Annotated in this window: 24 protein-coding genes and 2 pseudogenes; 11 read left to right on the top strand and 15 right to left on the bottom strand. The window is 71.0% G+C overall.

What is annotated here, in order from left to right; all coding sequences use genetic code 11:
- The 4 genes from ACZ7OO_RS27370 to ACZ7OO_RS27355 all read right to left on the bottom strand — a co-directional run bounded on the left by ACZ7OO_RS27370 (position 1) and on the right by ACZ7OO_RS27355 (position 3,194).
- The gene (locus ACZ7OO_RS27370; RefSeq protein WP_471508601.1) at positions 1-414 is read right to left on the bottom strand and encodes an ATP synthase subunit C; all 414 of its coding nucleotides are present in this window, start codon (positions 412-414) and stop codon (positions 1-3) included.
- Positions 399-1,841: a V-type ATPase 116kDa subunit family protein gene (locus ACZ7OO_RS27365; protein ID WP_471508599.1), complete on the bottom strand. Its 1,443-nt coding sequence runs from the start codon at positions 1,839-1,841 to the stop codon at positions 399-401. Before ACZ7OO_RS27365 ends, ACZ7OO_RS27370 begins: the two co-directional genes overlap by 16 nt.
- Positions 1,828-2,607 carry a hypothetical protein gene (locus ACZ7OO_RS27360; RefSeq protein WP_471508597.1) on the bottom strand — a complete coding sequence of 260 codons (780 nt, stop codon included), beginning with the start codon at positions 2,605-2,607 and terminating at the stop codon, positions 1,828-1,830. Before ACZ7OO_RS27360 ends, ACZ7OO_RS27365 begins: the two co-directional genes overlap by 14 nt.
- A 149-nt stretch (positions 2,608-2,756) precedes the next feature.
- Positions 2,757-3,194, bottom strand: coding sequence for a hypothetical protein (locus ACZ7OO_RS27355; protein WP_471508595.1), 438 nt, complete (start codon positions 3,192-3,194; stop codon positions 2,757-2,759).
- 168 nt (positions 3,195-3,362) lie between these two features.
- On the opposite strand from ACZ7OO_RS27355, the gene ACZ7OO_RS27350 reads away from it, so the two are divergent.
- Complete coding sequence (locus ACZ7OO_RS27350; RefSeq protein ID WP_471508593.1) at positions 3,363-4,247, top strand: CBS domain-containing protein; 885 nt, start codon at positions 3,363-3,365, stop codon at positions 4,245-4,247.
- Between the two features lie 26 nt (positions 4,248-4,273).
- On the opposite strand, the gene ACZ7OO_RS27345 is transcribed toward ACZ7OO_RS27350, so the two are convergent.
- A complete protein-coding gene (locus ACZ7OO_RS27345; RefSeq protein WP_471508591.1) occupies positions 4,274-4,999 on the bottom strand; it encodes a response regulator in 726 nt (241 codons plus the stop codon).
- Positions 5,000-5,122: 123 nt separating this feature from the next.
- The gene (locus ACZ7OO_RS27340) at positions 5,123-5,779 is read right to left on the bottom strand and encodes a CBS domain-containing protein (protein WP_471508589.1); all 657 of its coding nucleotides are present in this window, start codon (positions 5,777-5,779) and stop codon (positions 5,123-5,125) included.
- A 218-nt stretch (positions 5,780-5,997) separates the two neighbouring features.
- Between ACZ7OO_RS27340 and ACZ7OO_RS27335 the strand changes: the two genes are divergently transcribed.
- Both ACZ7OO_RS27335 and ACZ7OO_RS27330 read left to right on the top strand, forming a co-directional pair.
- Positions 5,998-6,903: a universal stress protein gene (locus ACZ7OO_RS27335; RefSeq protein WP_471508587.1), complete on the top strand. Its 906-nt coding sequence runs from the start codon at positions 5,998-6,000 to the stop codon at positions 6,901-6,903.
- A gap of 25 nt (positions 6,904-6,928) precedes the next feature.
- Complete coding sequence (locus tag ACZ7OO_RS27330) at positions 6,929-7,831, top strand: universal stress protein (protein ID WP_471508585.1); 903 nt, start codon at positions 6,929-6,931, stop codon at positions 7,829-7,831.
- A 182-nt stretch (positions 7,832-8,013) separates the two neighbouring features.
- On the opposite strand, the pseudogene ACZ7OO_RS27325 reads toward ACZ7OO_RS27330, so the two are convergent.
- Positions 8,014-9,043 (bottom strand): annotated as a pseudogene (locus ACZ7OO_RS27325) (hypothetical protein).
- 347 nt (positions 9,044-9,390) lie between these two features.
- Between ACZ7OO_RS27325 and ACZ7OO_RS27320 the strand changes: the two are divergent.
- Both ACZ7OO_RS27320 and ACZ7OO_RS27315 read left to right on the top strand, forming a co-directional pair.
- Complete coding sequence (locus ACZ7OO_RS27320) at positions 9,391-9,726, top strand: NAD(P)H-binding protein (protein WP_471508584.1); 336 nt, start codon at positions 9,391-9,393, stop codon at positions 9,724-9,726.
- A 365-nt stretch (positions 9,727-10,091) separates the two neighbouring features.
- The gene (locus tag ACZ7OO_RS27315; protein ID WP_471508583.1) at positions 10,092-10,319 is read left to right on the top strand and encodes a hypothetical protein; all 228 of its coding nucleotides are present in this window, start codon (positions 10,092-10,094) and stop codon (positions 10,317-10,319) included.
- A 90-nt stretch (positions 10,320-10,409) separates the two neighbouring features.
- Here the strand turns inward: ACZ7OO_RS27315 and ACZ7OO_RS27310 are convergent, their stop codons facing one another.
- The 4 genes and pseudogenes from ACZ7OO_RS27310 to ACZ7OO_RS27295 all read right to left on the bottom strand — a co-directional run bounded on the left by ACZ7OO_RS27310 (position 10,410) and on the right by ACZ7OO_RS27295 (position 12,681).
- Positions 10,410-10,670 (bottom strand): OsmC family protein, encoded by a 261-nt coding sequence (locus ACZ7OO_RS27310; RefSeq protein WP_471508581.1) that lies wholly within the window; start codon positions 10,668-10,670, stop codon positions 10,410-10,412.
- A gap of 177 nt (positions 10,671-10,847) precedes the next feature.
- A complete protein-coding gene (locus ACZ7OO_RS27305) occupies positions 10,848-11,606 on the bottom strand; it encodes a CBS domain-containing protein (RefSeq protein WP_471508654.1) in 759 nt (252 codons plus the stop codon).
- 92 nt (positions 11,607-11,698) lie between these two features.
- Positions 11,699-12,022: pseudogene (locus tag ACZ7OO_RS27300) on the bottom strand (site-2 protease family protein); the annotation flags it as partial.
- Positions 12,019-12,681 (bottom strand): Rv1733c family protein, encoded by a 663-nt coding sequence (locus ACZ7OO_RS27295; RefSeq protein ID WP_471508579.1) that lies wholly within the window; start codon positions 12,679-12,681, stop codon positions 12,019-12,021. The gene ACZ7OO_RS27295 and the pseudogene ACZ7OO_RS27300, both read right to left, overlap by 4 nt.
- Before the next feature lie 407 nt (positions 12,682-13,088).
- Between ACZ7OO_RS27295 and ACZ7OO_RS27290 the strand changes: the two genes are divergently transcribed.
- Both ACZ7OO_RS27290 and ACZ7OO_RS27285 read left to right on the top strand, forming a co-directional pair.
- A complete protein-coding gene (locus tag ACZ7OO_RS27290) occupies positions 13,089-14,159 on the top strand; it encodes a zinc-dependent alcohol dehydrogenase family protein (protein ID WP_471508577.1) in 1,071 nt (356 codons plus the stop codon).
- A 239-nt stretch (positions 14,160-14,398) separates the two neighbouring features.
- Positions 14,399-14,854 carry a pyridoxamine 5'-phosphate oxidase family protein gene (locus ACZ7OO_RS27285; RefSeq protein ID WP_471508575.1) on the top strand — a complete coding sequence of 152 codons (456 nt, stop codon included), beginning with the start codon at positions 14,399-14,401 and terminating at the stop codon, positions 14,852-14,854.
- Between the two features lie 80 nt (positions 14,855-14,934).
- Here the strand turns inward: ACZ7OO_RS27285 and ACZ7OO_RS27280 are convergent, their stop codons facing one another.
- Both ACZ7OO_RS27280 and ppdK read right to left on the bottom strand, forming a co-directional pair.
- Positions 14,935-15,393, bottom strand: coding sequence for a pyridoxamine 5'-phosphate oxidase family protein (locus ACZ7OO_RS27280; RefSeq protein WP_471508573.1), 459 nt, complete (start codon positions 15,391-15,393; stop codon positions 14,935-14,937).
- A gap of 60 nt (positions 15,394-15,453) precedes the next feature.
- Complete coding sequence (gene ppdK, locus ACZ7OO_RS27275) at positions 15,454-18,141, bottom strand: pyruvate, phosphate dikinase (RefSeq protein ID WP_471508571.1); 2,688 nt, start codon at positions 18,139-18,141, stop codon at positions 15,454-15,456.
- A 250-nt stretch (positions 18,142-18,391) separates the two neighbouring features.
- On the opposite strand from ppdK, the gene ACZ7OO_RS27270 reads away from it, so the two are divergent.
- The 3 genes from ACZ7OO_RS27270 to ACZ7OO_RS27260 all read left to right on the top strand — a co-directional run bounded on the left by ACZ7OO_RS27270 (position 18,392) and on the right by ACZ7OO_RS27260 (position 21,630).
- Entirely contained in the window at positions 18,392-20,140 is a 1,749-nt protein-coding gene (locus tag ACZ7OO_RS27270; protein WP_471508569.1) for a GAF domain-containing sensor histidine kinase, read from the top strand.
- A gap of 164 nt (positions 20,141-20,304) precedes the next feature.
- On the top strand, positions 20,305-20,991 hold the full coding sequence (locus tag ACZ7OO_RS27265; protein ID WP_471508567.1) for a CBS domain-containing protein: 687 nt from the start codon (positions 20,305-20,307) through the stop codon (positions 20,989-20,991).
- A gap of 135 nt (positions 20,992-21,126) precedes the next feature.
- Complete coding sequence (locus ACZ7OO_RS27260; RefSeq protein ID WP_471508565.1) at positions 21,127-21,630, top strand: Rv1733c family protein; 504 nt, start codon at positions 21,127-21,129, stop codon at positions 21,628-21,630.
- 159 nt (positions 21,631-21,789) lie between these two features.
- Here ACZ7OO_RS27260 and ACZ7OO_RS27255 read toward each other — a convergent pair whose 3' ends face one another.
- Entirely contained in the window at positions 21,790-22,449 is a 660-nt protein-coding gene (locus tag ACZ7OO_RS27255) for a CBS domain-containing protein (RefSeq protein ID WP_471508563.1), read from the bottom strand.
- A 44-nt stretch (positions 22,450-22,493) separates the two neighbouring features.
- Entirely contained in the window at positions 22,494-22,952 is a 459-nt protein-coding gene (locus ACZ7OO_RS27250) for a Crp/Fnr family transcriptional regulator (RefSeq protein WP_471508561.1), read from the bottom strand.
- Between the two features lie 265 nt (positions 22,953-23,217).
- Here ACZ7OO_RS27250 and ACZ7OO_RS27245 point away from each other — a divergent pair, with 265 nt between their 5' ends.
- Positions 23,218-23,733: a hydrogenase maturation protease gene (locus ACZ7OO_RS27245; protein ID WP_471508559.1), complete on the top strand. Its 516-nt coding sequence runs from the start codon at positions 23,218-23,220 to the stop codon at positions 23,731-23,733.
- The last annotated feature ends 50 nt before the right edge of the window (positions 23,734-23,783 follow it).

The following is a 23,783-nucleotide window of genomic DNA, read 5'->3' as shown; positions in this document are numbered from 1 at the left end:
TCATCCCTTTCCGATCAGCAGGATCGCGACCACCAGCCCGTACACCGCGATGCCCTCCGCCAGACCGACGATCACCATCGCCCGGCCGAACATCTCCGGTCGCTCGCTCAACGCGGCCAGCGCCGCGGCACCCGTGTAGGCGACGGCGATCGCGGCTCCCATCGACGCGCCGGCCACAGCGATGGCCGCCCCGATCAAGGCGGATCCGTTGACCCCACCGGACGCGGCGGCCTGCGCCGAGGCCTGCGCCGGACCTGCCAACGCCGTGGCGAGGACGACGAGAGCGCCGCCCAGCAGGGCGATGTTCGTGGCCAGGAGCCAGCGGAAGGCATGTCTGGTGCGGCGCCGCCGCAGCAGCCGGACGGCGCCGAGCACCGCCACGAGGACCGGCAGGACGATCAGCCAGGTGAGCATGGGATCACCTTCGTAGCGGGATCGGCAGGCTCCGCCGGGGGAACGTGCCAGGGACGGAACGGTCGGCCCTCGGTCTCGAAGAGCCGGGAGAAGAGTTCGTAGAACTCCAGCCGCAGCGCCTGCACGCCGCCCACCAGGGCTTCCAGGCCGAAGGAGACGGCCGTGCCCACGACGAACAGCAGGGCGGCGCCCGCGACCCCGGCGGCGCCACGCCCGGCCAGGCCGGTGGTACCGCGCCACACAAGATCCGCGAGGGCGGCATGGGTCAGGCCGAAGGCGGCCAGCCGGGCGAACGACAGGGTGTTGGTGCCGGTCCGTACGACGACGTCGAACAGCCGCACCACCGTCTCGGCGAGTCCCGCGCCGCCGCCCGCAGTGGCCCGGAACAGGCCGAACCCCACCAGCGCCAGCCCGGTGACGGCGAGAGCGGCTCCGGCCACGGCCGGAGCCTGCCTGTGTAGCACCAGGCCCGCCGCGGCCAGAGCGAGGCCCAGGTAGAACAGCAGCCCGGCACAGCCCGACGCCGCGTACAGCCCCGAGCCCCAGCCGCCCTCACGCACCCGGTTCACCGCTCCGGCGGCGTGTGCGAGGGCCAGCAGACCGGCACCGAACACCACGGCGGCGGCCAGCAGACGGGCAGGACTCTCCAGCGGGCTCAGCCACAGCACCGGCAGCAGGCCCGTCGGCCCGAAGAACTCGCCGTAGGCGGCACCCGCCGCCATGGAGGCGACGCCCGCACCCGCGAGGAACGGCCACAACCGGCCCAGCCCGGCCAACCGGCGGGGCCACCCGAGGCGCAACGCGATCGCGCCGAGTACCAGCAGTGCCCCGTGCCCCACGTCGCCGAACATGATCCCGAACATCGCGACGTAGGCGAGGCCCGCCGGCCACGAGGGATCGACGTCTGCGTAGGGGGGTGTCCCGTACGTCGTCACCAGCGGCGTGAAGGAGGTGGCCCGGCCCGGCCGCAGCAGCGTCGGCGGATCGGTCCCGTGCGGGGACGGCAGCGGCAGCAGCGCGCCTCCCGCAGCGGCCAGGCGTCCCGCGACGCGGGATACCTCGGCGGCCGGGCACCACCCGGCGAGCGCGGCCACCTCTCCCTGCCGTACCGCGCCCTCCGCGCGCTCCTCCAACTGGGCCTCGCCCGCCAGCAGTGCGACGTTTTCACGGCGTTCGAGCAGGTCGAGATCGGGCGCGGCGGAGGACAGAACTGCTGTCGCGGCGCTTTCAGGGCCGGTTGTTGCGCCCCGCCCCCGCACCCGCTGCAGTCGCGCGGCCGCCGCCCCCGGAGCCGCTTCCTCGGCGCGGTCCAGCTCCACGCAGCCCTCCTCGGCGATCCGCACCAGAGCGTCCCGCAGGGCCGCCTGCGGCACGACCACCGCCACGCGGCGCATCCGGACCGGCGTCACCGCCTCAGACCAGGGCATCGAACACCTCCCCCGGCCGTCCCCCGCGCGCCGCCGACTCCAGCGCCGCCCGCACCCGCCATGCGTCCACGGACAGTAGCGCCACTGCACCGACGACCACCCGGGGCCCGTACCGGCCTTCACGCAGCAGCGCCGTGCCGTCAGCCTGCACCGTCCGCCACCAGCGGGCCTCCGCCAGCCACAGCTCACCCGGCTCGTTGATGTCCTTCAGGGCCCAACCCGCGGACGAGGGCAGACGCTCACGGAACTCCTGGTATGTGGCGGCGGCCGTCGCCCGCGTCCCGAGCAGCCGGGCCGCATCGCGCAATACGGGCTCCGGAAGAGAGCGGTGGTGTACGAACAGTTCACGAGCTGCCAGCAGGACGGCGCGCCCCTGGGCCCAGCGGCGCGCGGGCTGTACGGCGACAGCGGTGCGGCGTGCCGCGGCCATCCGCATGCCGGTGACCAGGGCCCACGGCGTGTCACCGCCCGGGTCGCCCCAAGGCGAGGCGGTGAGCGCGGTCCGTGTCTCAGCGGGTGTCCCTGCGCGTTTCAGACTTCGCCAGGCGGTCTCCAGCGCCCCCAGCCGATAGGGCTCCAGAGCCTCCGCGCGGCGCCCGTCCGGTGTGGGCAGCCGCGAGGCCACGTTGGCGATCTCGAAGCCGGCGGCGAGCGGAACCAGCAGGCGTGCGCCGCCCCGGGGCAGCCAGCCGGCCAGTACCCGCAGATGCCACAGCAGGGTGGCGGACACCGCCCGCTGGGCCTGGCGCACGTCGTTCGCAGACATCCGCACGTATCTCGCGTAGGGCGTGGTCGCCAGGCGTTGCACGGCGTCGTGGAGCGTCGGACCACGTGCGATATCCCGCGCCCCGTCGGTGCCCGGATACCGGCCGACGAGGGCCTTTGCGCGCACCGCTCCGGCGACCCACCCGGCACTCATGGCTCATCTCGCTCTCCGCCTGTCAGGCGCAGGGCGTCGGCCACGGCGAGATCCACCAGGTGGGGCATACGCTCCGGGGCCCGCTCGCGGATCGCCGAGGCAGTGCGGTCTCCGGCGGCGCGGAGGGCGTCCGCCTCTTGCTGCGCCGCCCGCAGGAGGGGTTCTGCGGTCTGCCGGCGAAGCTCGTGAGCGTGCTCCCGCGCGGCATCCACCATCCGTGCCGCCTCTCGCGCGGCGTTCTGCCGCAGGGCCTCGGCTTCCTGCTCAGCGGCGGCCCGGATCTGCGCCGCCTCCTGCTGAACGCTTGCGAGCCGGGCGAGGGAGGGCTCCAGTTCCGCGGCGCGTTCGGCCGTACGGTCGGCGGGCACGCCGGTGGCGGACGCTCCGGGCGTGCCCGCCGGACGGAACCGCTCCAGGAAGTCCCGCAAGCTCATCGGCGGCCTCCTCCGGGTCGGCTGCTCCTCCAGTCTCACCGTTGCCGTTCCGGCCCGCACCGGATAGGACCGTCACGCCGTTCCACCAGGGCCGTTCGGCTCTTGGCTCGGGCAGCGAGAGCGAAAGACTGGGACGGTAGGCAACTCGACATCAGTCAGGAGGCCGCCGTGAACGAGCACGAGAACTTCTCCGCGAAGGCCGAAGCCCGGCGGGATGTGCCCGCCCGCCCCTGGAGCCCCGGCGAAACAGCACGGCAGGACACCCTGCTCCGCTACCTGGGTGCCGTGGCCACCGCCGCCGCCAAGCATGCAGGTACAGAAGCGCAGGCTCCGACGACTCCACCGAGCGCTACGGCCCGGCCCGCACCGCCGTCCGCCCCGCTCACGCCGCAGTCCGTATCCGCGCCCGAACCGGGACTGCCTCTGGTGCGGGACGTGATGGACGTGCCCGCCGCCTCCCTGCGCGAAGACCTGCCGTACCGCGACATCGCCCGCTCGCTGGCGCGCGTGCACGCTGGCGCGCTCCCGGTCGTGAATGCCGATGACCATGTGGTCGGCGTCGTCTCGGAGTCCGACCTGCTGGCCAAGGTCGCCTTCGAGGCATCCGGTCACCGGCCCGGCCCCATCGGCAGGCTGCGTGAGCGCCGGATTCATGGCAAGGCTCGTGGCGACCTGGCCGCCGACCTGATGACAAGTCCCGCGATCACTGTGCTCCCGGGCGCGACTGTTGCCGAGGCGGCCTGGCTCGCCGCGCTGTCCCGGCTGAAGCGGATGCCTGTCACCGACCGCGATGGCCGCCTGGTGGGCGTTGTGCGCCGTGATGCGCTGCTGCAGTCGCTCATCAGGGACGACGCCGGTATCCGGACGGAGGTCGAGGCAACGATCGCAGCGTGCTGCCCCCCGGGCGACCGGGAAAACATGGAAGTGGCCGTGCACGGCGGCATTGTGGAGCTGACCGGGCGGATGCCCTCGGCGGCGATGGCCCGGCTGGTGGCGGAGGTCGAGGAGATCTCCGACGTGGTCGAGGTGAAGAACCTGCTCACTGCCGCCTGATTACCGGCCCTGATCCCCGGCCGCCCTCAGCGGGAAGAACGATCCTTGACTTCGTGGGAGTCGTGCGGGCCGGATTCGTGCTGGTCCAAGTGGGAGGCGAGGACCGCCGCCTGGACGCGGCGCTGCACGCCCAGTTTGGCCAGCAGCCGTGAGATGTGGTTCTTGACGGTCTTCTCCGACAAGTACAGCTTCTTGCCGATCTCGCGGTTGGTCAGACCGTCGCCGATCAGCGCGAGAATGTCGCGTTCTCGGGGCGAGAGGCCGGCCAGTTCAGGGGGCAGCGACGGCACCTCGGCCGGGTCGGCCCGTAGGGATCGCATGAGCCGGGCGGTCGTCGCCGGGTCCAGCATCGACTGCCCCGAAGCGACGGTACGCACCGCCGACACGAGGTCGGAGCCCTTGATCTGCTTCAGCACATATCCGGCCGCCCCGGCCATGATCGCGTCCAGTAGGGCCTCCTCGTCGTCGAAGGAGGTCAGCATCAGGCATGCCAGTTCCGGCATCCGGTCTCGCAGCTCGCGGCAGACCGTGATGCCGTCGCCGTCGGGCAGGCGGACGTCGAGCACGGCTACGTGCGGTCGCAGAGCGGGGCCCCGGGTGAGCGCGTGTTCGGCGGTGTCCGCGTCGCCGACCACGGAGATGTCCGGTTCGGCGTCGAGGAGGTCGGTCAGGCCGCGTCGTACGACCTCGTGGTCGTCGAGCAGGAACACACGGATGGGGTTCTGCTCGGTGAAGGTGCGTGTCTCGGCCATGGCGACCTCGATTCCGCAGACGTGGCACACTGCCGAATGTCCTAGACGTCGATCATCACCTGACGATGCCCATCGCACCAGGGCCGTTCGGCCCCAGTCACCCGGCAGCGGTATGCACTCCAGCTACTGCGTCCTACCGTCCTGCGCGAGGTCGAACCCCACGTCCACCACTCCTTCGACGCCCCTCACCAGCCGCGCGGCCACAGGAACGAGGGCAGTGTCGCCGACCCGCCCGGTGAGTGTCACGACACCGTCGTGCACCTCCACCTGGACGGTCGACGACGGCGGCGGGAAGAGGTACGAGGCGATCTCGTGTCGGACCTCCTCGGCGATGTCCTCGTCGTCGCGCAGGAAGACCTTGAGCAGGTCGGCCCGGCTGACGACGCCCGCCAACAGCCCGGCTTCGTCCACCACGGGCAGCCTCTTGACCCCCTCTCGCGCCATGATGCGTGCGGCCTCGGCGAGCGTGGCGGCGGCCCGGACCGTGACGGCGGGGGAGGACATCAAGTCTCCTGCGGTGAGGGCGGCGGCCTTGGCCACGTCGACGGGCTGACGCAGTTGCAGATAGCCCACATCGGGGTCGTCCCGGAGCTCCTCCTTGGGCAGGAGGTCGGCCTCGGAGACGACTCCGACCACCCGGCCCTCGCCCTCGATCACGGGCAGGGCGCTGACCTGCCAGTCCTGCATCAACTGCACGATCTCCTTGAAGGGGGCCCGTCGGCCGACGGCGGCGACCGTCTGGGTCATGACATCGCTGACGGTGTGCGGGGTGCCGTACATGGTGACTCCACAGGGGCCTCGATGGGGTGTCCGGCTTTTTTCAGGGTGTGCCGACAGGCTGCAGGCGGGCCAGGGCCGCCCGGCCCCTGGATGGCCCGTCCGGCTACCGCACTGCTGAGGGTCGGTCGGTCCCCGAACGGGCCGTGTGGCCCCTGATGCGGCCGGCGCTGCGGCGCCACGCTGATAGCGGAACCCTCTCTCACCCGGAGGTGGAGACGATGTCCCGCACCGTCACCGTCGGCCTCGACGACTCGCCCGAAAGCCGGGCCGCAGCCGAGTGGGCGGCTCGCGAAGCGCTGCTGCGTGGCCTGCCCCTGAAGATCGTGCATGTCCAGGAGCCGACGCCCCGGTACGCCGCCCGGACCCCGTTGCTGGACCTCGACCGTTACCAGCACTGGGCCGAGCAGTTGACACACGAGTCCGCGGAAGGGATCCGGCTGCGCCACCCGGGCATCGAGGTGATCACCGAGCAGCTCACGGGGACCGTGGCCGACGTCCTCTGTGAGGCGGCAGGCTTCGCCGAACTGCTGGTGCTGGGCTCGCGAGCGCTCGGTGGACTGCAGGGGTTCATGGTCGGCTCGGTGAGTCTGGGGATCGTGGCCCGCGCCGAGCGCCCGGTGGTGCTGGTGCGCGCGGAGGAGCAGGCCGCTGACGAGCACAGGATGGACCCGGCGGGCGTACCGTCCGCTGCGGCGCCGTTCCGTCCCGTCGTACTGGGCCTCGACATCGATCAGCCGGACGACACGCTGCTGGAATTCGCCTTCGACGCAGCAGCTCGCCGGAAAGCTGCTCTACGGGCGGTCCACGCCTGGCCTGAACCGCCCACCTCCTTCTACCGCTTCCCCGGTGACGCCGAACTCTACGACACGCTCGAGCGCGGACAGGCCTCCCTCCTGAGCAAGGTGCTGCGTCCCTGGCGGCAGAAGTTCCCGGACGTCGAGGTCATCGAGGCGAGCCGGTGCGGCAACGCCGCCCAAGTCCTCGTCAACGATTCCCGTGACGCCTCCCTGGTGGTCGTCGGCCGGCGCATCCGCACCGGCTCCTTCGGCGCCCACATCGGCCATGTCACGCACTCGGCCCTGCACCACATCACCGCCCCCATCGCGGTCGTCGCGCACAGCTGAGCCGTCGCCCCGAGGAGGAGACCCCATGAAGGCATCAGCCGCACGGGCCTTTGGCGAGCCCGTGGACCTCCCGATCGTCGTCGGTGTCGACGGCTCCGAGCCGAGCATGAGAGCAGTGGAGTGGGCTGCCGACGAGGCGGCCCTGCGCGGGGCGTCACTCCGACTGGTGTACGCCTCGCTCTGGGAGCGCTACGAAGGCGCATCCTTCGCCCACGACCTCGGCAAGCCCTCGGAGGAGGTGATGGCCGAGGACATCGTAGAGACCGCCGAACGGCGCGCCCGTCAGCGGCAGCCAGGCGTGAAGGTCACCACAGACGTGCTGCCCGAGGAAGCCGGGTACGGCCTGATCCGGGAGACCCACAGCGCCCTCGCCATGGCCCTGGGCTGCCGAGGCCGCAGCGGTGTGACCGAGGCACTGCTCGGCTCCGTGAGCGTCACGGTGGCCGGGCACGCGCACTGCCCGCTGGTCGTCGTGCGCGGCAGCCACGACAACCGCTCCGGTGCACGCGGTCGCATCGTCCTGGGGGTGAGCGAGAAGCAGGCAGGCTCGGCTGCCGTACGTTTCGCGGTCGAGGAGGCTCTGCTGCGCGAGGTCCCGCTGGAGGCTGTGCGGGCCTGGCGTCGACCGCTGCACGAGCCCCGTCCGCATCCGCTGATCGTCGGAGAACCGGCCCACCTGCAAGAGCGGCAAGCTGCGGAAACGGTGGAGGAGGCGCTGCGGGACACCCCGGCCGGTCTGCAGGTGCACCGCCGTACGATCGAGGGCTTCGCCCGCGACGCCCTGCTGGCGGTGTCCCGTGAAGGCGACCTGTTGGTCGTCGGCGCCCGGCGCCGCCAGGGTCACTTCGGGCTCCAACTCGGCCGCGTTGCCCACGGGGTGCTCCACCACGCGGCCTGCCCGGTGGCCGTGGTACCGGAGCCTGCCTGAGCCCGCCCCGCACGGGCGGCGGTCACCGCTCTGCCCGCTGGTTTTGTTCACGAGAACCGACAGCACCTGTAAACGAGTTTGGGAGGCGTCGGCGGCGAGTCGTGTTCGATGTTCATGAGAAGCGACAGCACCCGAGTTCACCGAGGATCGGGTGCCGAGCCGGGCGTGGGGCGCCGCCAGCGCTACTGGATGTTCCAGCGGTGCGGATGGTTGAGATCGGTGGGGCAGACAAAGACGTTCAGCTCGCCGAATCGGCCCACGACGACTTCGGTGGGGGTGGCAGACCGATGGGCGGGCAGGTCTCGATCCTCAAACGGTTTCCAGCTGCCGCTGCCGCCGTCCCACTCCGAGCTGTCGATGGTCAGCAGTAGGTGCATCGGCGCGCGGCAGGTCTGGCAGTCCATGGGGTACGGGTCGGTGGCGTGCCAGGAGGCGAAGCCGCCGACGCGCCAGCCGGGCGGGATGGACAGGTCGTACTGGTAGTAGACCGGATCGGCCGCGTTCTCGTCGGCCTCCTGCTCGGCCTGCTCTTCCTGGGCTTCCTCCCAGGCGTCGAGTCGGGCGCACAGCCTCGGGCAGGAGGCCGGCGAACGGGTAGGTGGTCACCTGCTCCGGTTGCAGGACGCAGGGCTCGGGCACGAACCCAGCGGACCCGGCGACCAACGGCTGCGGGGGAACGGTCAACACGTCCGCGACTTCCCACGACCGCCGCCAGCGCAGATGCAGATTCAGGTCGTACCGGCTCGGGCCGTGCGCATCGAAGGGGCACCAGAACACCTGGAACAGGTCGCATTCCTTCGGCCCCTGCGGCAGGTCCGGGACATCGCGCCGGTACAGCTGGGCCAGGCCGATCATCGGCAGCGGATCCGTCTCCGACGCCTCGGAGAGCCGGTGCTCCAGGTACAGCTCGGCCAGCAGCTCCCGTTCCTCCTCCGTCGGGCCCGGGCTCTGTTCCCGAGCCCACGCGGCAGCCAGGATCCGCCGGTAGCGGTGGATATCGGCCGGGCGCCGACCTCGCCCCCGGCCGTGGGCCTCACCGCACACCGGCCACGGCTCGTTCGCCGGCCACAGCATCGGACCACCCACCGAGCTGTCAGAAGTCTGCGGGCTGCCCGGTCGCGGGTGGAGCCGCGTCGTCGTACCCCGGTAGGCAGCCAGTTCCTGGAAGAGCACCTCGACATCAAGCGGGCGCGGTGGAGTGGTCCTCGTCATGGAACGCGACCATAGACACCCAGCGATCTTGGCGGTCGAGCACCCTCGGCAGCAGTCTCTGCGGTGCTGAAGCTGCTGTCGAAACCCGTGAACATTTCGATTCGTTCACCGGGTCGACTGCCTCCCAAACCGGCGAACATTCGCTGTCCGTTCTCGCGGACAGAGCCAGCCCGCTCTGCCGGCACCGTTCGACCTCACCGATCACAGCACCTCCGCACGGCCAAGGCGGGCTCGATGATGAGCGCAGAGTGCAGTCTTTCTTGCAATCTCTCTCGGGCCTGCGGTCTGCCGGTCCGCCCGCGCCCGCTTGGTCGGCACCCAGAGGGAAACGCATCGCGATAGGGGACATGGGGTGTCCGGAATCGCTCGGAGTGTCGCGTGGGAAACCGCCGAAGGGACACCGAGCCATGCGTATCGCAGTCACGACGCCCACCGGTAACGTCGGACGACACGTCGTCCCCATGCTCCTGAGAGCCGGGATACGCCCACTCGTGCTGGCGCGTGATCCCGGCCGGCTTCATCCCGACGTCCGCAACGAGGTGGATGCCGTCGCGGTCGACCAGCGCGACGTGGAGGCGGTCGTCGCCGCCACGGCCGGGACGGAAGCTCTGTTCAGGGTGGACCCCCGTCTACGGGCGAGAATCCACTCGCGGACTACGAGCCGGCTACGGCGAGCGTGGTGAGCGCCGTCAAGGCGAACGGCATCAAGCGGACAGTGTTCCAGAGCAGCGTCGGTGCCGAAAAGCGGCGCGGAGCCGGTGAGATCGACGGCCTCGCGGGCACCGAGCTCGCCCTCGACACCCTCGGTGCCTCGGTCACACACCTGCGGGTGCGGCTACTTCTTCACCAACCTCGAGCTACAGCTCGATGCCGTGCGGACCGGCTTCGTCCCCGTGATCCTGCCCTTGGACCAGCCTCTGGCATCGGTCGCGCCGCGCGACATCGCGGAGGTCGCCGTGACACGGCTGCTGTCGACCGCCTGGTCCGGACGCTGCGTACAGGCCTCCACGGGCCAGCAGACCTCACCTGGCCGCAGGCCGCCGCGATCGTGTCCGCCGCCACCGGCCGTCCGGTGCGCGTCGAGCGCGTCGGCGACGACGCGATGCGGAAACTGCTGCGCGTATCCGGGATGACCGACGGCCTGGTCGAAGCGGTTGTCGGGATGTCGACCGGTCTGCGGGACGGCTTCGTCCCGGACAACCGCGAACCCCGTACACCACCACCCCCACCACTTTGGCGGCCTGGGCCTACGACCTCCTCCGCCCCCCAGCTGTGACAGCGAGCGGCACAGGCGCAGGATGACCGATGAGGCTGTCTCTGGGCCTGACACGGGCCGGGACTGCCACGGATGGCTCTCCCGGTCGCGTCAGCCGAACTCGATCGTCACCTGCGGTGGTTGACGCAGTGTGCTGTGCACCGTGCAGTGGTCGACCACGGCGCGCAGCGCCTGGAGCCTCGCCTCGCTCAGTCCCTCCGACAGAAAAATCCGCATACGGACAGCGGCGACGCGGGCCGGCCGGTCGTCGGCCATCGTGAAGTCCGCCGACACACGCAACCGTTGGCGGTCGATGTGATGGCGCTCCAGGAAGCGCCCCGCGTAGTAGGCGACACACGAGGCGAGCGACACGATGAGAACCTCGACGGGCGTCGGGCCGCGGTCGCCGCCCCCCTGCCTCGACAGGCTGGTCGATGACGAGGGCGTGTCCCCGTACGTCGACCTTGAACGCACAGCCTCCCAGGTGGCATACCTCGACGTGGCCCTCGGGCAGTGCGGTGGTCCGTCCGGTGGCCAAGGTCGTGTCCGTCATGATGCCTCCTTCGTCAGGTGTGGGTCGGTGCTCCGTGGCAGGGTCTGCGTGGGCTCGGCCGGCCAGGCCAGGGCCCGGGTGATGTCGGCGACGGTGAGGATGCCGACGAGGCGTCCTTCGTCCAGGACCACCGCACGGCGGACGGGGCTCGCCTCCAGCCGGGGGAACAGATCGAGCACCGGCTCCTCGGGCGCGGCGATGACGACGTCGGCGAGAGGACGCATCACCTGGCCGACCGTCGTGCTTACGCGGCCCTGAGCCGGCGCCAACTCGACACGCCGCACGGTGAGCAGACCGACCACCGAGCCACCTGCCGCCAGCACCGGGAAGGCTGAGTGGCGGTAGTGGCCGAAAGGCCCCTCGGCCAGGAAGTCAGCGAGTGTCGCCGTGTCCGGAACCGTGACCGGATTCGGGGTCATGACGCGGCTGACCGGGACACCGCCCAGCACGCTCCGCATCTCGGCCTGGCGAGCCTCCGCGGTCGCCGCGCTGATGAGGAACCAGCCGATCAGCGCGGGCCACAGGCCGGACAGATTGTGCGCGAACAGCACGGCCGCGAAGCCGGTCACCACCAGGAACCAGCCCAGCGCCCGGCCCGCAGCCGAGGCGCCGCGGGTGGCCCGCAGTCGGTCGCCGGTGCGATGCCACAGGTACGCCCGCAGCAGCCGTCCCCCGTCGAGTGGGGCGGCGGGCATCGCGTTGAAGACGGCCAGCAAGATATTGATCGCGGACAGCCAGGCGACCGCCTCGACCACGAGCCCGGACGCGTGCACGCGTCCAGCCCGGCGGCAACGCCCGCGAGGGCGCCACCGGCCAGCAGACTGGTGAGCGGGCCCACGGCGGCGATGCGCAGCTCCGCGGCCGGGGTCGCGGCCTCGCTGTGCAGGCGCGCCGCGCCGCCCAGCATCCACAGGGTGATGCCGTCGACCTGCACGCCGTTGCGGCGGGCGACCACGGCGTGCGCCAGCTCGTGCGCCAGCAGCGAGACGAGGAAGACGACCGCGGCCAGCAGGGCCAGCGCCCAGTACTGCACGGCGGAGTAGCCCGGATGGGCGGCAGGGAATTCACCACGCGCGAGAGCGACCGTCACCAGGACGACGATGACCAGGACGCTCCAGTGCAGGCCGACCCGCACGCCGGCGATCCGACCGAGGGACAGCGTCTCGTTCATGAACCTCGCCTCATCCTCCAGCTTGCGTACCGAGGGCCGGGTGCGCGCTCGGTGGGGGCGGGGTGCGCAGCTCTCGGGGGTACGTTGCAACCCGTCTTCGGGCCCCACTGCGGTCCCACCAGATCCCACTCCTGGTCCCAGCGGGCCATGCGACGCCGGTCGAGCCGTGCCCGTGCGAAAGCGCCCGCACCGAAGACCGGAGCCGCGACGGCGAGGGCGGCCGCGGCACCGAAGAGGGCGGCCTCGACGTGCCCTTCGGCACGGCCCGTCGGCTGTGAGAGCGCGAGCCGGCCCTGGTCGTCCTGCCAGACGGTCACCGAGGCTCCGGCCTTCAGGCCGCCGTCGACCAGCGTCTGCCCACTACGAGGGGTGCCGTCGGGAGCCGCCCAGCGCACGGAGCCCCGGACACGGCCGTCTGTCTGCCGGTCCGCGGTGACGCCGTGTGGCGCCTCGGCGACAAGGACCGCTCGAACGGCGTGCCTGTGGGCGCGCTGCTCCGCGAACTCATGCTCGGCGCTGCGGGCCGTCACCAGTCCGGCGACGGCGCCGGCAAAGGCGACTATCACCCAGACAGTCAGGACGACCCAGGCCTCGACGATGTCCTCGTGCCGCCGCAGCGGATTGCTCCGCCACCGCCACAGCCGCTTCGTGGTGCTCATGACGGAACACCTCCTCATCGTGGTGCCTCCTTCGACGGTGGCTCCGGCGGGGCCGTGCTCACAGGGGCCGACGGGGCTCGGTGAAAGGCCGCCCGGACCCCTATCACGCGCTGGTAGGGCCCATTGGTCCCTATTGGGCTCTTGAGGGCGACGCCCAAAGGCCGCTGCAAGTGATGTGGGTCCGTCGCGCCCCGTTGCGTTACCGAAGCCGCCCTGCCACGGGTCGGTGAGCCATTGGGCACCGTCCGGCTGAGTACAAGGGCCGGAAGGCCCAAGCGCGACCTCCTGCGGACCGCCCAGGCTGAACGTGCGGGGCGCTTCCCGGCACCGTGCCGGAGCCGGCCCGCGTCCCTCGTCGTACGCGCCGGAACGCGGGTCCCGCAGCAGACAACAGGGTGAGGAGCGCGATGAAAGGCTTCGTCTTCCACGGTCCCGGACAGGCCTCCTGGCAGGACGTTCCGGACCCAGCCGTCAAGGAACCGACCGACGCGATTGTGAAGGTCGGCGTCGTGACAATCTGCGGGACGGACCTGCACATCCTCAAGGGCGACGTTTCGGAGGTCCGTCCCGGCACCATACTCGGTCATGAGGCGGTCGGCGAGATCGTCGAGGTCGGCAGCGATGTGCGCACCGTACGGCCCGGCGACCGGGTGCTGCTCTCCTGCATCACCTCCTGCGGACGGTGCCGGTTCTGCCGGGACGGCTCCTACGGACAGTGCCGGGGCGGCGGAGGCTGGATCCTCGGCCACCTCGTCGACGGCACCCAAGCCGAGTACGTCCGCGTGCCTCACGCCGACCTGTCCGTCCACCCGCTGCCCGCCGCCGTGCCCAGCGAGGAAGCCGTCCTGTTCGCGGACATCTTCCCGACGTCCTACGAGGTGGGCGTCCTCAACGGGCATGTGCGTCCGGGGGACACCGTGGCCATCGTCGGCGCCGGGCCGATCGGACTTGCGGCCATCGCCACGGCTCGGCTGTTCTCGCCCGAGCGGGTCATTGCCGTCGACCTGGCTCCGGCCCGTCTGGAGGCTGCGCATCGGCTTGGTGCCGACGCGGTAGCCGACGTGCACGAGGCACCCGGCCAGCTGGTCGCCGACCTCACCGGCGGGCTCGGAGCCGATGTGGTCATCGAGGCGGTCGGCGTGCCGGAGAGCTTCGAGCTGTGCACCCGCATGGTCCGTCCTGGCGGGCATGTCGCCAACGTAGGCGTGCACGGCAAGCCCGCCACGCTCCACCTCGAAGACCTGTGGATCAAGAACGTGACGATCACGACCGGTCTGGTGGACACCTACTCCACCCCGACCCTGCTGCGGATGGCCGCGGCCGGCCGGCTGCGGACCGGGCAGCTGGTCACTCACACCTTCCCGCTGAACCGCATGGAAGAGGCGTACGACGTCTTCTCCAAGGCCGCCGAGACCGGCGCGCTGAAAGTGGTGCTGGGCGGGGAGCAGCACGCGGAAGTGGCCGTTCCCGCGGCCTGATCGAGAAGGACACGACGGCCATGACCGAACAGACGAGCGCGCATGTCGCGACGGAGGCGCCACTGGGCGACCTGGGCCGCCGCCTGGCTACCCAGCGGGCCCGACTCGGTCTGACACGAAGGTAGACGGCCGCCCGCGCCGGCATGGCCGCCGGCTACCACCGATACCTGGAAGAACATCCCGGTGCCGCCCCCGGCTCTGGCGTGCTGCACCGGCTGGCCGAGGCGTTGGAAACCACCGTGACCGAGCTGACCGGCGGCGCGGTCGACGTGTCACCCGGACCCGGTTGCGCCGCCCGTGACCCCCGCTTCACCGAATTGAGCGCTGTCGAGTGCCAGGCACTGCTGGGGTCGCACGGAGTCGGGCGGCTCGCGGTGTCCACGAGTTCCGGGCCGGAGATCGTGCCGGTCAACTACAGCGTTGTGGATGGTGCGATCGTCTTCCGGACCGCTACCGGCGCCACGTCGGCGCTGGCCGACGGCCGCCAGGTGGCCTTCGAGGTCGACCGCATCGACGACGCGTTCAGCCAGCGCTGGAGCGTCCTGGTGCACGGCGTCGGGCGGGTGGTGCTGAACCCACGGCAGCAGCGCCGGTACGACGAGAAGGCACACAGCAAGCCATGGGCGGGCGGACACCGCGAACGGTGGATGCGAATCGACTCCGGCATGGTCACGGGACGCCGGATCACCGTGTGAGCGGCTGCTGCTCTATCCCAGCAGAGGCGGTACGAGTGGCTCGACACTCGTACCGCCTCTGCCGCGTATGTAACTGCACGTCAGCTGTCAGCCGGTTGCCGCGCCCCCGTCTCGGTGAGGAGGACACCGGTGACCAGTTCGGGGCGAATGCGCACCGCCTGGTCCATCGGTTCCATTGGCACCCAAGGTTGCAGCAGCCCACGGATACGCTCCAGTTCAACCGGGTCGGTCACCAGCTGGGCGTACCCAGTGACGACCACGCTCCAGCCGAGGTGGGTGTCCGGGTCGATGGCATCGGCCTCGTACGCGACGACGACGCCCGTGCTCTCGACTTCCTGCGCGTGAGACGTGAGCGCAGCACCCTCGTGGGTACGGATGACGATGTCCCCGTCGTCCAGGACGTGGTTGACCGGGCGGACGGTGGGCAGCGCCTGCCGGGTGAAGACGATCCTTCCCAGCGACACGCTGCCGAGCAACCGCAGCGCCTCGGCGTCGTCGAGGTCGATGCGCCGATGTGCTCGCAACTCACCGGCTGCCATCACGTGCCTCCCTTCCGCTGCCAGTCGGGCCCATGCCGATGAAGGGACCGTGCACCCCCCTCACCTGCTGTCACTCGTGTCCATGTCCGCCAAGGCCGCCCGGCCCGCCTCAAGACGGGCCACCGGGACCCGGAACGGCGAGCAGGAGACATAGTCCAGGCCGACCTCATGGAAGAAGTGGATCGACTCCGGATCGCCACCGTGTTCGCCGCAGACGCCGGTCTCGAGGTCCGGGCGGGCCGCACGGCCCTCCTCGACGGCGATCCGGACCAGTCGGCCCACCCCCTCCCGGTCGAGCGTCTCGAACGGCGATGCGGCGAAGACGCCCTTGTCCAAGTAGGCCGAGAAGAACGCGGCCTCCACGTCGTCCCGGGAGAAGCCCCATGTGGTCTGGGTGAGATCGTTGGTGCCGAAGGAGAAGAACTCCGCCTCCTCGGCGATCCGGCCGGCCGTGAGCGCCGCACGGGGCAGTTCGATCATCGTGCCGACAGGACAGTGGACAGGGGTGCCGGTCTCCTCACCGACCTCGGTCAGAACGCGGACCACCTCCTCGCGGGCGAGCCGCAGTTCCTCGACGGCACCGACAAGCGGCACCATGATCTCCGCATGCGGAGAGCCACCCGCTCGCGTGCGCTCTACGACCGCTTCGGCGATCGCCCGGACCTGCATCGCGACCAGACCAGGAACCACCAGGCCGAGCCGCACGCCACGCAGGCCGAGCATCGGGTTCTCCTCGTGCATCCGGTTCACCGCTGCCAGCAACTCCACGTGGTGCGCCTCCGGTTGTTGACCCGTGGCCTCGGCGGCGGCGATACGGACGGCCAGGTCGGTGCGGTCGGGCAGGAACTCGTGCAGCGGCGGGTCGAGCAGCCGGATGGTGACCGGAAAGCCGTCCATCGCCTCAAGGATGCCCGTGAAGTCCCGCCGCTGGAGCGGCAGCAGAGCCGCCAGCGCGCGGTCGCGGTCGGCATCCGTACGGGCGAGGATCATCGCCTCGACCAGCTTGCGCCGCTCGCCGAGGAACATGTGCTCGGTGCGGCACAGCCCGACCCCCTGTGCCCCGAACCTCCGGGCCCGGGCAGCGTCTTCGGGGGTGTCGGCGTTGGCCCGCACCTCCAAGCGCCGTACCGAGTCGGCGTGGTCCAGCGCCCGGGCCACCGCGCAGACCATGCTGTCGGCCTGCTCACCGCTCTCCAAGTAGCGCATGGTGGCCGACGCGACCAACGGGACTGCCCCGAGGAACACGTCACCGGTGGAACCGTCGACCGAGATGACGGTGCCCTCCTCGACGACAATGCCGTCACGGGCGGTGAAACGCCGTGCCTGCGCGTTGACGGTGATGTCCTGCGCCCCGCACACGCACACCTTGCCCATGCCACGGGCGACAACGGCCGCGTGGCTGGTCTTGCCGCCGCGGCCCGTCAGCACCGCCTGCGCGGCCACCATCCCGGGCAGGTCGTCGGGCGTCGTCTCCTCGCGGACGAGTACAACCTTCTCGTCGGCCGCGGCGCGCTGTACGGCCTCCGCGGAGTCGAACACGGCCGCGCCCACCGCGGCGCCCGGCGAGGCCGGCACACCGCGGGCAAGCGTCTCACCGGTGGCGGTGGTCTCGAAGCGCGGGAACATCAGCCGGGCCAGCCCGTCACCACTCACCCGCGCCAGGCCCTCGTCGGAACCAATGAGACCTTCCTGCACCAGCTCGGTGGCGATGGCGAAGGCGGCCTCGGCGGTGCGCTTGCCCACCCGGGTCTGCAGCATCCACAGCGTTCCACGCTCGATGGTGAACTCGATGTCGCACAGGTCGCGGTAATGCCGTTCCAGCGTCTGTGCGTGATCGCGCAGTTGCCGGTACGAGCGTGGGTCCAGCTGTTCCAGCTCGGCCAGCGGTACGGCGTCCCGCACGCCCGACACGACGTCCTCGCCCCGGGCGTTCGGCAGGTAGTCGCCGTACAGGCCGGGGCGCCCGGTGGCCGGGTCACGGGTGAAGGCGACGCCGCTGCCCGAGTCGGGGCCGAGGTTGCCGAACACCATGCGCTGCACGGTGACGGCCGTTCCCAGGTCGTCCGGGATGCGCTCGCGCCGCCGGTACAGCACGGCGCGTTCGGCGTTCCAGGACCGGAAGACGGCGAGAATCGCCTGCTGGAGCTGCTGGGCGGGGGACTGAGGGAAGTCGCGGCCGGTCTCGTCCCGGATCAGGCTCTTGTACGTCTCCACCAGCCATGCGAGGTCGCTCGCGTCGAGATGGAGATCGTCGGGGGCTTCGCGGGCGTCCTTCAGCAGGGTCATGGCCTCGTCGAACAGGGCCGGATCGACCCCCATCACCGTGCTGCCGTACATGTGGACGAGCCGGCGGTAGGACTCCCAGGCGAAGCGCTCGCTGCCGGACACCTTGGCCAGGCCGAGCACGGAGTCGTCGTTGAGGCCGATGTCGAGAACCGTCTCCATCATGCCGGGCATCGAGAAGCGGGCCCCGGAGCGGACGGACACCAGCAGCGGGTCGTCCCCCTGCCCGAGCAGCCGCCCGACACCCGTCTCCAGCGCCGAAAGGTGCCGGGAGACCTCCGCGGACATGCCCTTGGGTTCCTCGCCGGTGGCCAGGAACGCGCGGCAGGCTTCAGTGGAGACGATGAATCCCGGCGGTACGGGCAGTCCCAGCCGGGTCATCTCGGCCAGGTTCGCGCCCTTGCCGCCGAGCAGGCCGGCCAGGTCGCGGCCACCGTCCTGGAAGTCGTACACATAACGGACCATGACGCCACTCCTGGGCTCCGAGGTCTTGTGCTTCCCAGCCTGGAAGAAAGTGCCGCGCCGGGGCAGGTGCCCTCCGTCCCACGACGTGGGCCGACCGGCCCTGAGTGGCGAGGATGCGGCCCGCTCCCACGTGGGGAGTCGGATTCGGGCCACTGGTACGGCCGCGCTGCCTGCGTCCGCAGAGGACGGGTAGCGTGGGCAGTGACCGCGACAGTCCGGACTCGTGTGCGAGGGGACATGGAGGAGCGGCGTGGCAGGCGCAGAAGAGCCCCGTGTACGACTGCCGCAGCTCAAACTCGACGAGCTGCTGGAGGAGCTGCAGGCCCGGATCGACGCGGCCCGCGGCACTCAGGACCGGGTGCACAGCCTGCTGGAGGCGGTGCTCTCCGTCGGCCGCGAACTGGACCTTGAACAGGCACTGCACTCCATCGTTGAGGCAGCTGCCGTGCTCGTCGACGCCGAATACGCCGCCCTCGGCGTCATCGGACCCGGCGGCAGCTCCCTCTCGGCCTTTCTCACCGTCGGAGTGACCGAGGAGCAGATCGCCGAGATCGGCTCCTTCCCCGAGGGCCACGGCATCCTCGGAGAGGTGATCCGACACCCGGAGCCGCTTCGACTGGAGAAGATCTCCCAGCACCCGGCCTCGTACGGCTTCCCGGCCCGCCATCCGCCGATGAACAGCTTTCTGGGCGTTCCCATCCGCGTCCGCGGTCAGGTCTTCGGCAATCTGTACCTGACCGAAAAGCGTGGCGGGGTGCAGTTCGACGAGGAGGACGAGTCGGTGCTGTCCACGCTGGCCGTGGCGGCCGGTGTGGCGATCGACAATGCCCGGCTGTACGAGGAGTCCAGGCTGCGCGAGCGCTGGCTGCTGGCGAACGCCGAGATCACCCACAGTCTGATGTCGGGCAGCGAACGCGCCGAGGCGCTGAAACTGATTGCCGAACGGGCACGCGAGATCATGGGGTCGGCTCTGGCGGCGGTGGCGATGCCCATGGCGGCCACCGAGTCCCTCACAGTGGAGATCGCCGTGGGTGTGGACGCGGAGGCACATCGGGGGCTGGTGCTGCCCCTGTCCAAAACTCTCATGGGGCTTGCCTTCTCCGCTGCCGAGCCGGTCACCAGCGACGACGTGCAGCAGGACGAGAGGATCTCCCCAGATCCGCCGCGCTTCCACGGGTTGGGCCCCGCCGTGGCCGTCCCCATCGGCACCCGGGACGGCGGCGTGCGCGGCGTGGTGCTGGTGGCCCGCGAGACCGGCGCGCCGGTTTTCTTGGGCGAGGAGACCCAGAAACTGCAGGGCTTCGCCGCGCAGGCCGCGATCGCGATGGAACTGGCCGAGCGCCGCAAGGACGCAGAACAGATCGCCGTTCTCCAGGATCGCGACCGGATCGCCCGGGACCTGCACGACCTTGCCATCCAGCGGCTCTTCGCGACGGGCATGACGCTGCAGAGCGCCGGCCGCTTCATCGAGCATCCCGAGGCCGCCGAGCGGGTGCTGCGGGCCGTGGACGACCTGGACGAGACCATCAAGATCATCCGTTCGACCATCTTCGCGCTGCGCGCCCGTGCGAGCGCCGTCGACGCCGGGCTGCGGGCCCGGGTCGTAGACGTCGTCGGCGAGAAAACCCCGATGCTGGGTTTCACGCCCAGCGTGCGCATCGAGGGCCTGCTCGACACCGACGTCCCGTCTCAAATCGCCGACAACATCGTGGCCGTCCTCTCCGAGGCCCTCACCAACATCGCCCGCCATGCCCATGCCGACAGGGCCCAGGTCGCCCTGACGACCGACGGCCGGGAGGTCACTCTCACGATCGCCGACAACGGTGTGGGAATCCCGCCTGACGGCCGGCACAGCGGGCTGCGCAACATCGCCGAGCGCGCGGAGCAGCTGGGCGGGCACCTCGATGTGTCCAGCCCCGACGGGGGCGGTGCCGACGTGTCCAGCCCCGACGGGGGCGGTGCCAGACTGCAGTGGCGGGTGCCCCTGCCCGGCACATAGGAGAGCGGACATTCCCCGGCACGGGGGCGGAGTCTGGCAGGTCCGCGCTGACGGACCACACGGGCAAGGGGCCCAGGGACGGGCCACTCGGCCCATGTCCCGCGACCGCTCGTCGGCGCAGCCTGAAGGTGTCGTAGAACGGTACCCAGCCCCCGGAGGACGCCATGAAGGGCACTCCCACCGTCGTGAACGATGTGATGACCCGCAGGGTCGTCGCCCTGCGCACGGGGGCGGCCTTCAAGGACATCGTGCGGACCATGCAGGAGTGGAGGGTCAGCGCCCTCCCCGTGCTGGACGACGGTGGACGCGTCGTCGGCATCGTCTCCGAGGCCGATCTACTGCCCAAGGAGGAGTACAGCGAGGGCGACGTGGGCCGGTACGGGCAGGAGGGCCGCAAGGCGGACGCGGTGACCGCCGGTGAGCTGATGACCGCTCCAGCTGTCGCTGTGACGGCCGACGCCACCCTCGCCCGCGCCGCTCGCGTCATGGCTCGCAGGAGGGTCAAGCGACTGCCGGTGGTCGGCGCCGACGGCACTCTGCAGGGCATCGTCAGCCGGTCCGACCTGCTCAAGGTCTTCCTGCGCGACGATCCGGACATCGCCGAGGACGTCCGGTGCGAGGTCGCCGAGAGGCTCTTCGGTGCACACGCCGAAGCGATCCGGATCGAGGTGCGCGACGGTGTCGTGACTCTCACCGGCCGGGTCCACGAAACTGCTCTGATTCCGCTCGCCGCCCGCCTCGCGCGGGCTGTCGCGGGCGTGGTGGACGTGCACTGTGCGCTCAGCGGTCCGCCCCGCCATCCGGACCTCGCCCCGGACCTGCCGGACCCGCAACGGTGGGCCCCTGCCTGACGGACGCCGACCGCATGCCGAAGGAGGGGCGGCCGATGGCACGGACACCTCCTACGACCGTGGCACGAGTGCGGCTGTGGCGCTGGCGGCACAACCCGCTGAAGCGGCACAAGCGACGTCGTCGAGGCCTGGATCGTGCTTGTCACTTGGACCCTGGCTCTCCTCGGAGGAGTGCTCGCGGGCGTGGTGGCGGCGCAGGCGACGGACTCGGCGTTCGCCGCCCCGCGCGCTCAGGTGCACGCCGTGTCCGCCGTACTCACCGACGGCGCGGCGAAGGCCCCGCCCGGCGTCAGTGGGTACGAGGACGGCCGGGTGTGGGCCGCCGTGCGCTGGACGGACGCGGTCGGCAAGGTGCACATCGGCCAGGCGAAGATCTTCCCGGGCTCCCCCGTGGGCAGCAGGCTCACCGTGTGGACGGACCATACCGGCCGGATCGTCTCCCCGCCTCCCAGCGGGACAGGGGCAACGCTGCAGGTGGTTCTGACCGGCGTCCTCGTGGCTCCGCCAGCCGGTGCAACGGTCTGGGCCGGCGGCTGGCTGATCCGTACGCGGCTCCTTCGGCGGCGCCTGGCCGAGTGGGAGGAGGAGTGGGAGCAGGTCGGACCTGAGTGGCGGAAGCGGAGCGGCGGCAGAGGTTGATCGGCAACGCCGGCGGCAAGAGGCTCGGCAGCAGCACCGCCAAAGGCTCAGTCCCACGAGGGCTCGGTCTCACGCCGCAGCGAAGGCCCAGCCCCACCGTCGAGTGAGCTGGGCGGTCGGACGCATCACCGAACGCCGATCGGGTGCGCGCTGAAGGCGTCACCCGGCGTCGGAGCCGGCGGCGGTAAGCCGGCAGTCCACGCCCACGACCCCTTCCACACCCTGGACGAGGCGCGCGGTCAGTGGAATCCGTGCAGCGTCCCCGACGCGTCCCGTCAGGGTCGCGACGCCGTCGCTGACGATGATGTGGACGGGCTCGACCGGGGCTGGGAAGAGAACGTCGACGATGTCGCGCCGGATCTCGTCCGCCAGGTCGTTGTCGGGACGCAGGAACACCTTCAGCAGATCCCCGCGACTGACGACGCCTTCGAGGACGCCCTCGGCATTCACCACGGGCAGCCGTTTGACATGCCGCAAGGCCATGATCCGTGCCGCCTCGGCGAGCGTGGCGTCTCCGTGGACGGTGACGGCCGGGGTGCTCATCAACTCCTCGGCGGACACCGCCCCGGCCTTAGCCAGGTCGGGCAGCCGGCGCAGTTGGGTGAACCGGTCCGGGTCGCTGTCCCGGAACTCCTCCTTGGGCAGCAGGTCGGCCTCGGAGACCACCCCGATCACCCGCCCGTCGCCCTCCAGCACGGGAAGGGCACTGACCTTCCACTGCTCCATGCGTTCGACGATGTCCTTGAACAGGGCCTTGCGGCCCACCGCGACGACGGCATGCGTCATCACGTCGCTCACCTGGTGCGGGCTGCTGTCCATGCTTTCCTCCCAGGGCCGTTCGGCCGGACGGAGCGTGCGCGCGGTCACAAAAGGTCACCGCTGCCGTAGGGGGCGTACAGGTCGAGCAGCCGGACCCGGGTGGCGTGCAGCCGCTGGGCGGCCACGCGTCCCACCCACACCGCTATAGTCCGGCCGAACGTGGGGTCCGCGGCGCACATCGTGCGGACCGCCTCGGCGTCGAACTCCCAGGCCCGCACCGGGGTCATCGCCTCGGCGCCCAGGTGCCAGAGATGCGGCGGGAAGTGCCAGGACCAGCCGACCAGCTCGCCGTGCCCGAGCGACTCGACGACGGCCGGTCGGCGGCCGGGCACATGCAGATCGAGGGCGACGGTTCCGGTGCGTACGATCCAGAACCGGTCGGCGTGTCGGCCCTCCTCGAACAGGCGGGTCCCGGCCTCGAAGGAGACCTCGCGGGCGAGGCGCATCAGCCTTTCGCGGTGCACGGGCTCAAGCGCCGTGCTAATGGTGGTTGCGGAGGTCATCGCACCGGCTCCCTTCATGGGGCTGTCGATCCCAGCGTGCGCGACTTCGGGAGCCGGTACCACGGGCCGCCCGGACCCGGCCGTGGGCCCTTCGGCTCATGCCGCGCGGGGTGTCGCCCGGCCGATGCCCATCCACCACCCGAACCGAGCCGGTGCCGCACACCCGAAAGGGCCGCCCTGGCCCCTTGTCGGGCCTCTTCGGCTCATGCGCCCCGACCGCCGGTCCACGCACGCTGGACGCACTCGCAGTGGAGGGAGAACGATCATGAGCGTCTCCACGCGCATCGCCGTCATCGCGGTCGGTGACCCGTCCCGGCACGACGAGGGGGTCGGCCGGGCGGTGCTGTCCCGCCTTCGGGAGCGGGCGCTGGAGAGGCCTTTCCCGCCGGGCACCGTACTCGCGGAGTGCGACCTCGATCCGGGACGGCTGATCCGGTTGTGGGAACACACGGACCTGACCGTCGTCCTGGAGGCCGCGCATATCCGACCGGGGAACCCCGGCCGCATCCACCGCCTGGAGCTGGACGCCCGCCAACTGGACCGGCCGAACGCCATGGTTGCTCGCGGACTCGGCGAGGCCGTCGAAGTGGCCTGGGAGGTGAACCGGCTGCCTGGTCAGCTGGTGGCGTACGCCGTCGAGGCCGCCGACACCTCGCTCGGACCAGGGCTGTCTCCACCCGTCAACGCAGTGGTGGACGTCCTCGCGAGGCGAGTCGAGGACGAGATCGTCCGGCACAGGGTCGCTGCGGCGCGTGGGGCCGATGGCGTGGCCATGGCATGACTGGACGGGAAGGGTTCGTGTCCCGCTTCTCGCGGATCCCGATTGCGCGG

The sequence above is a fragment of the Streptomyces sp. NPDC111744 genome, assembly GCF_055634995.1.
This window is presented reverse-complemented; position numbering and strand designations above follow the sequence as displayed.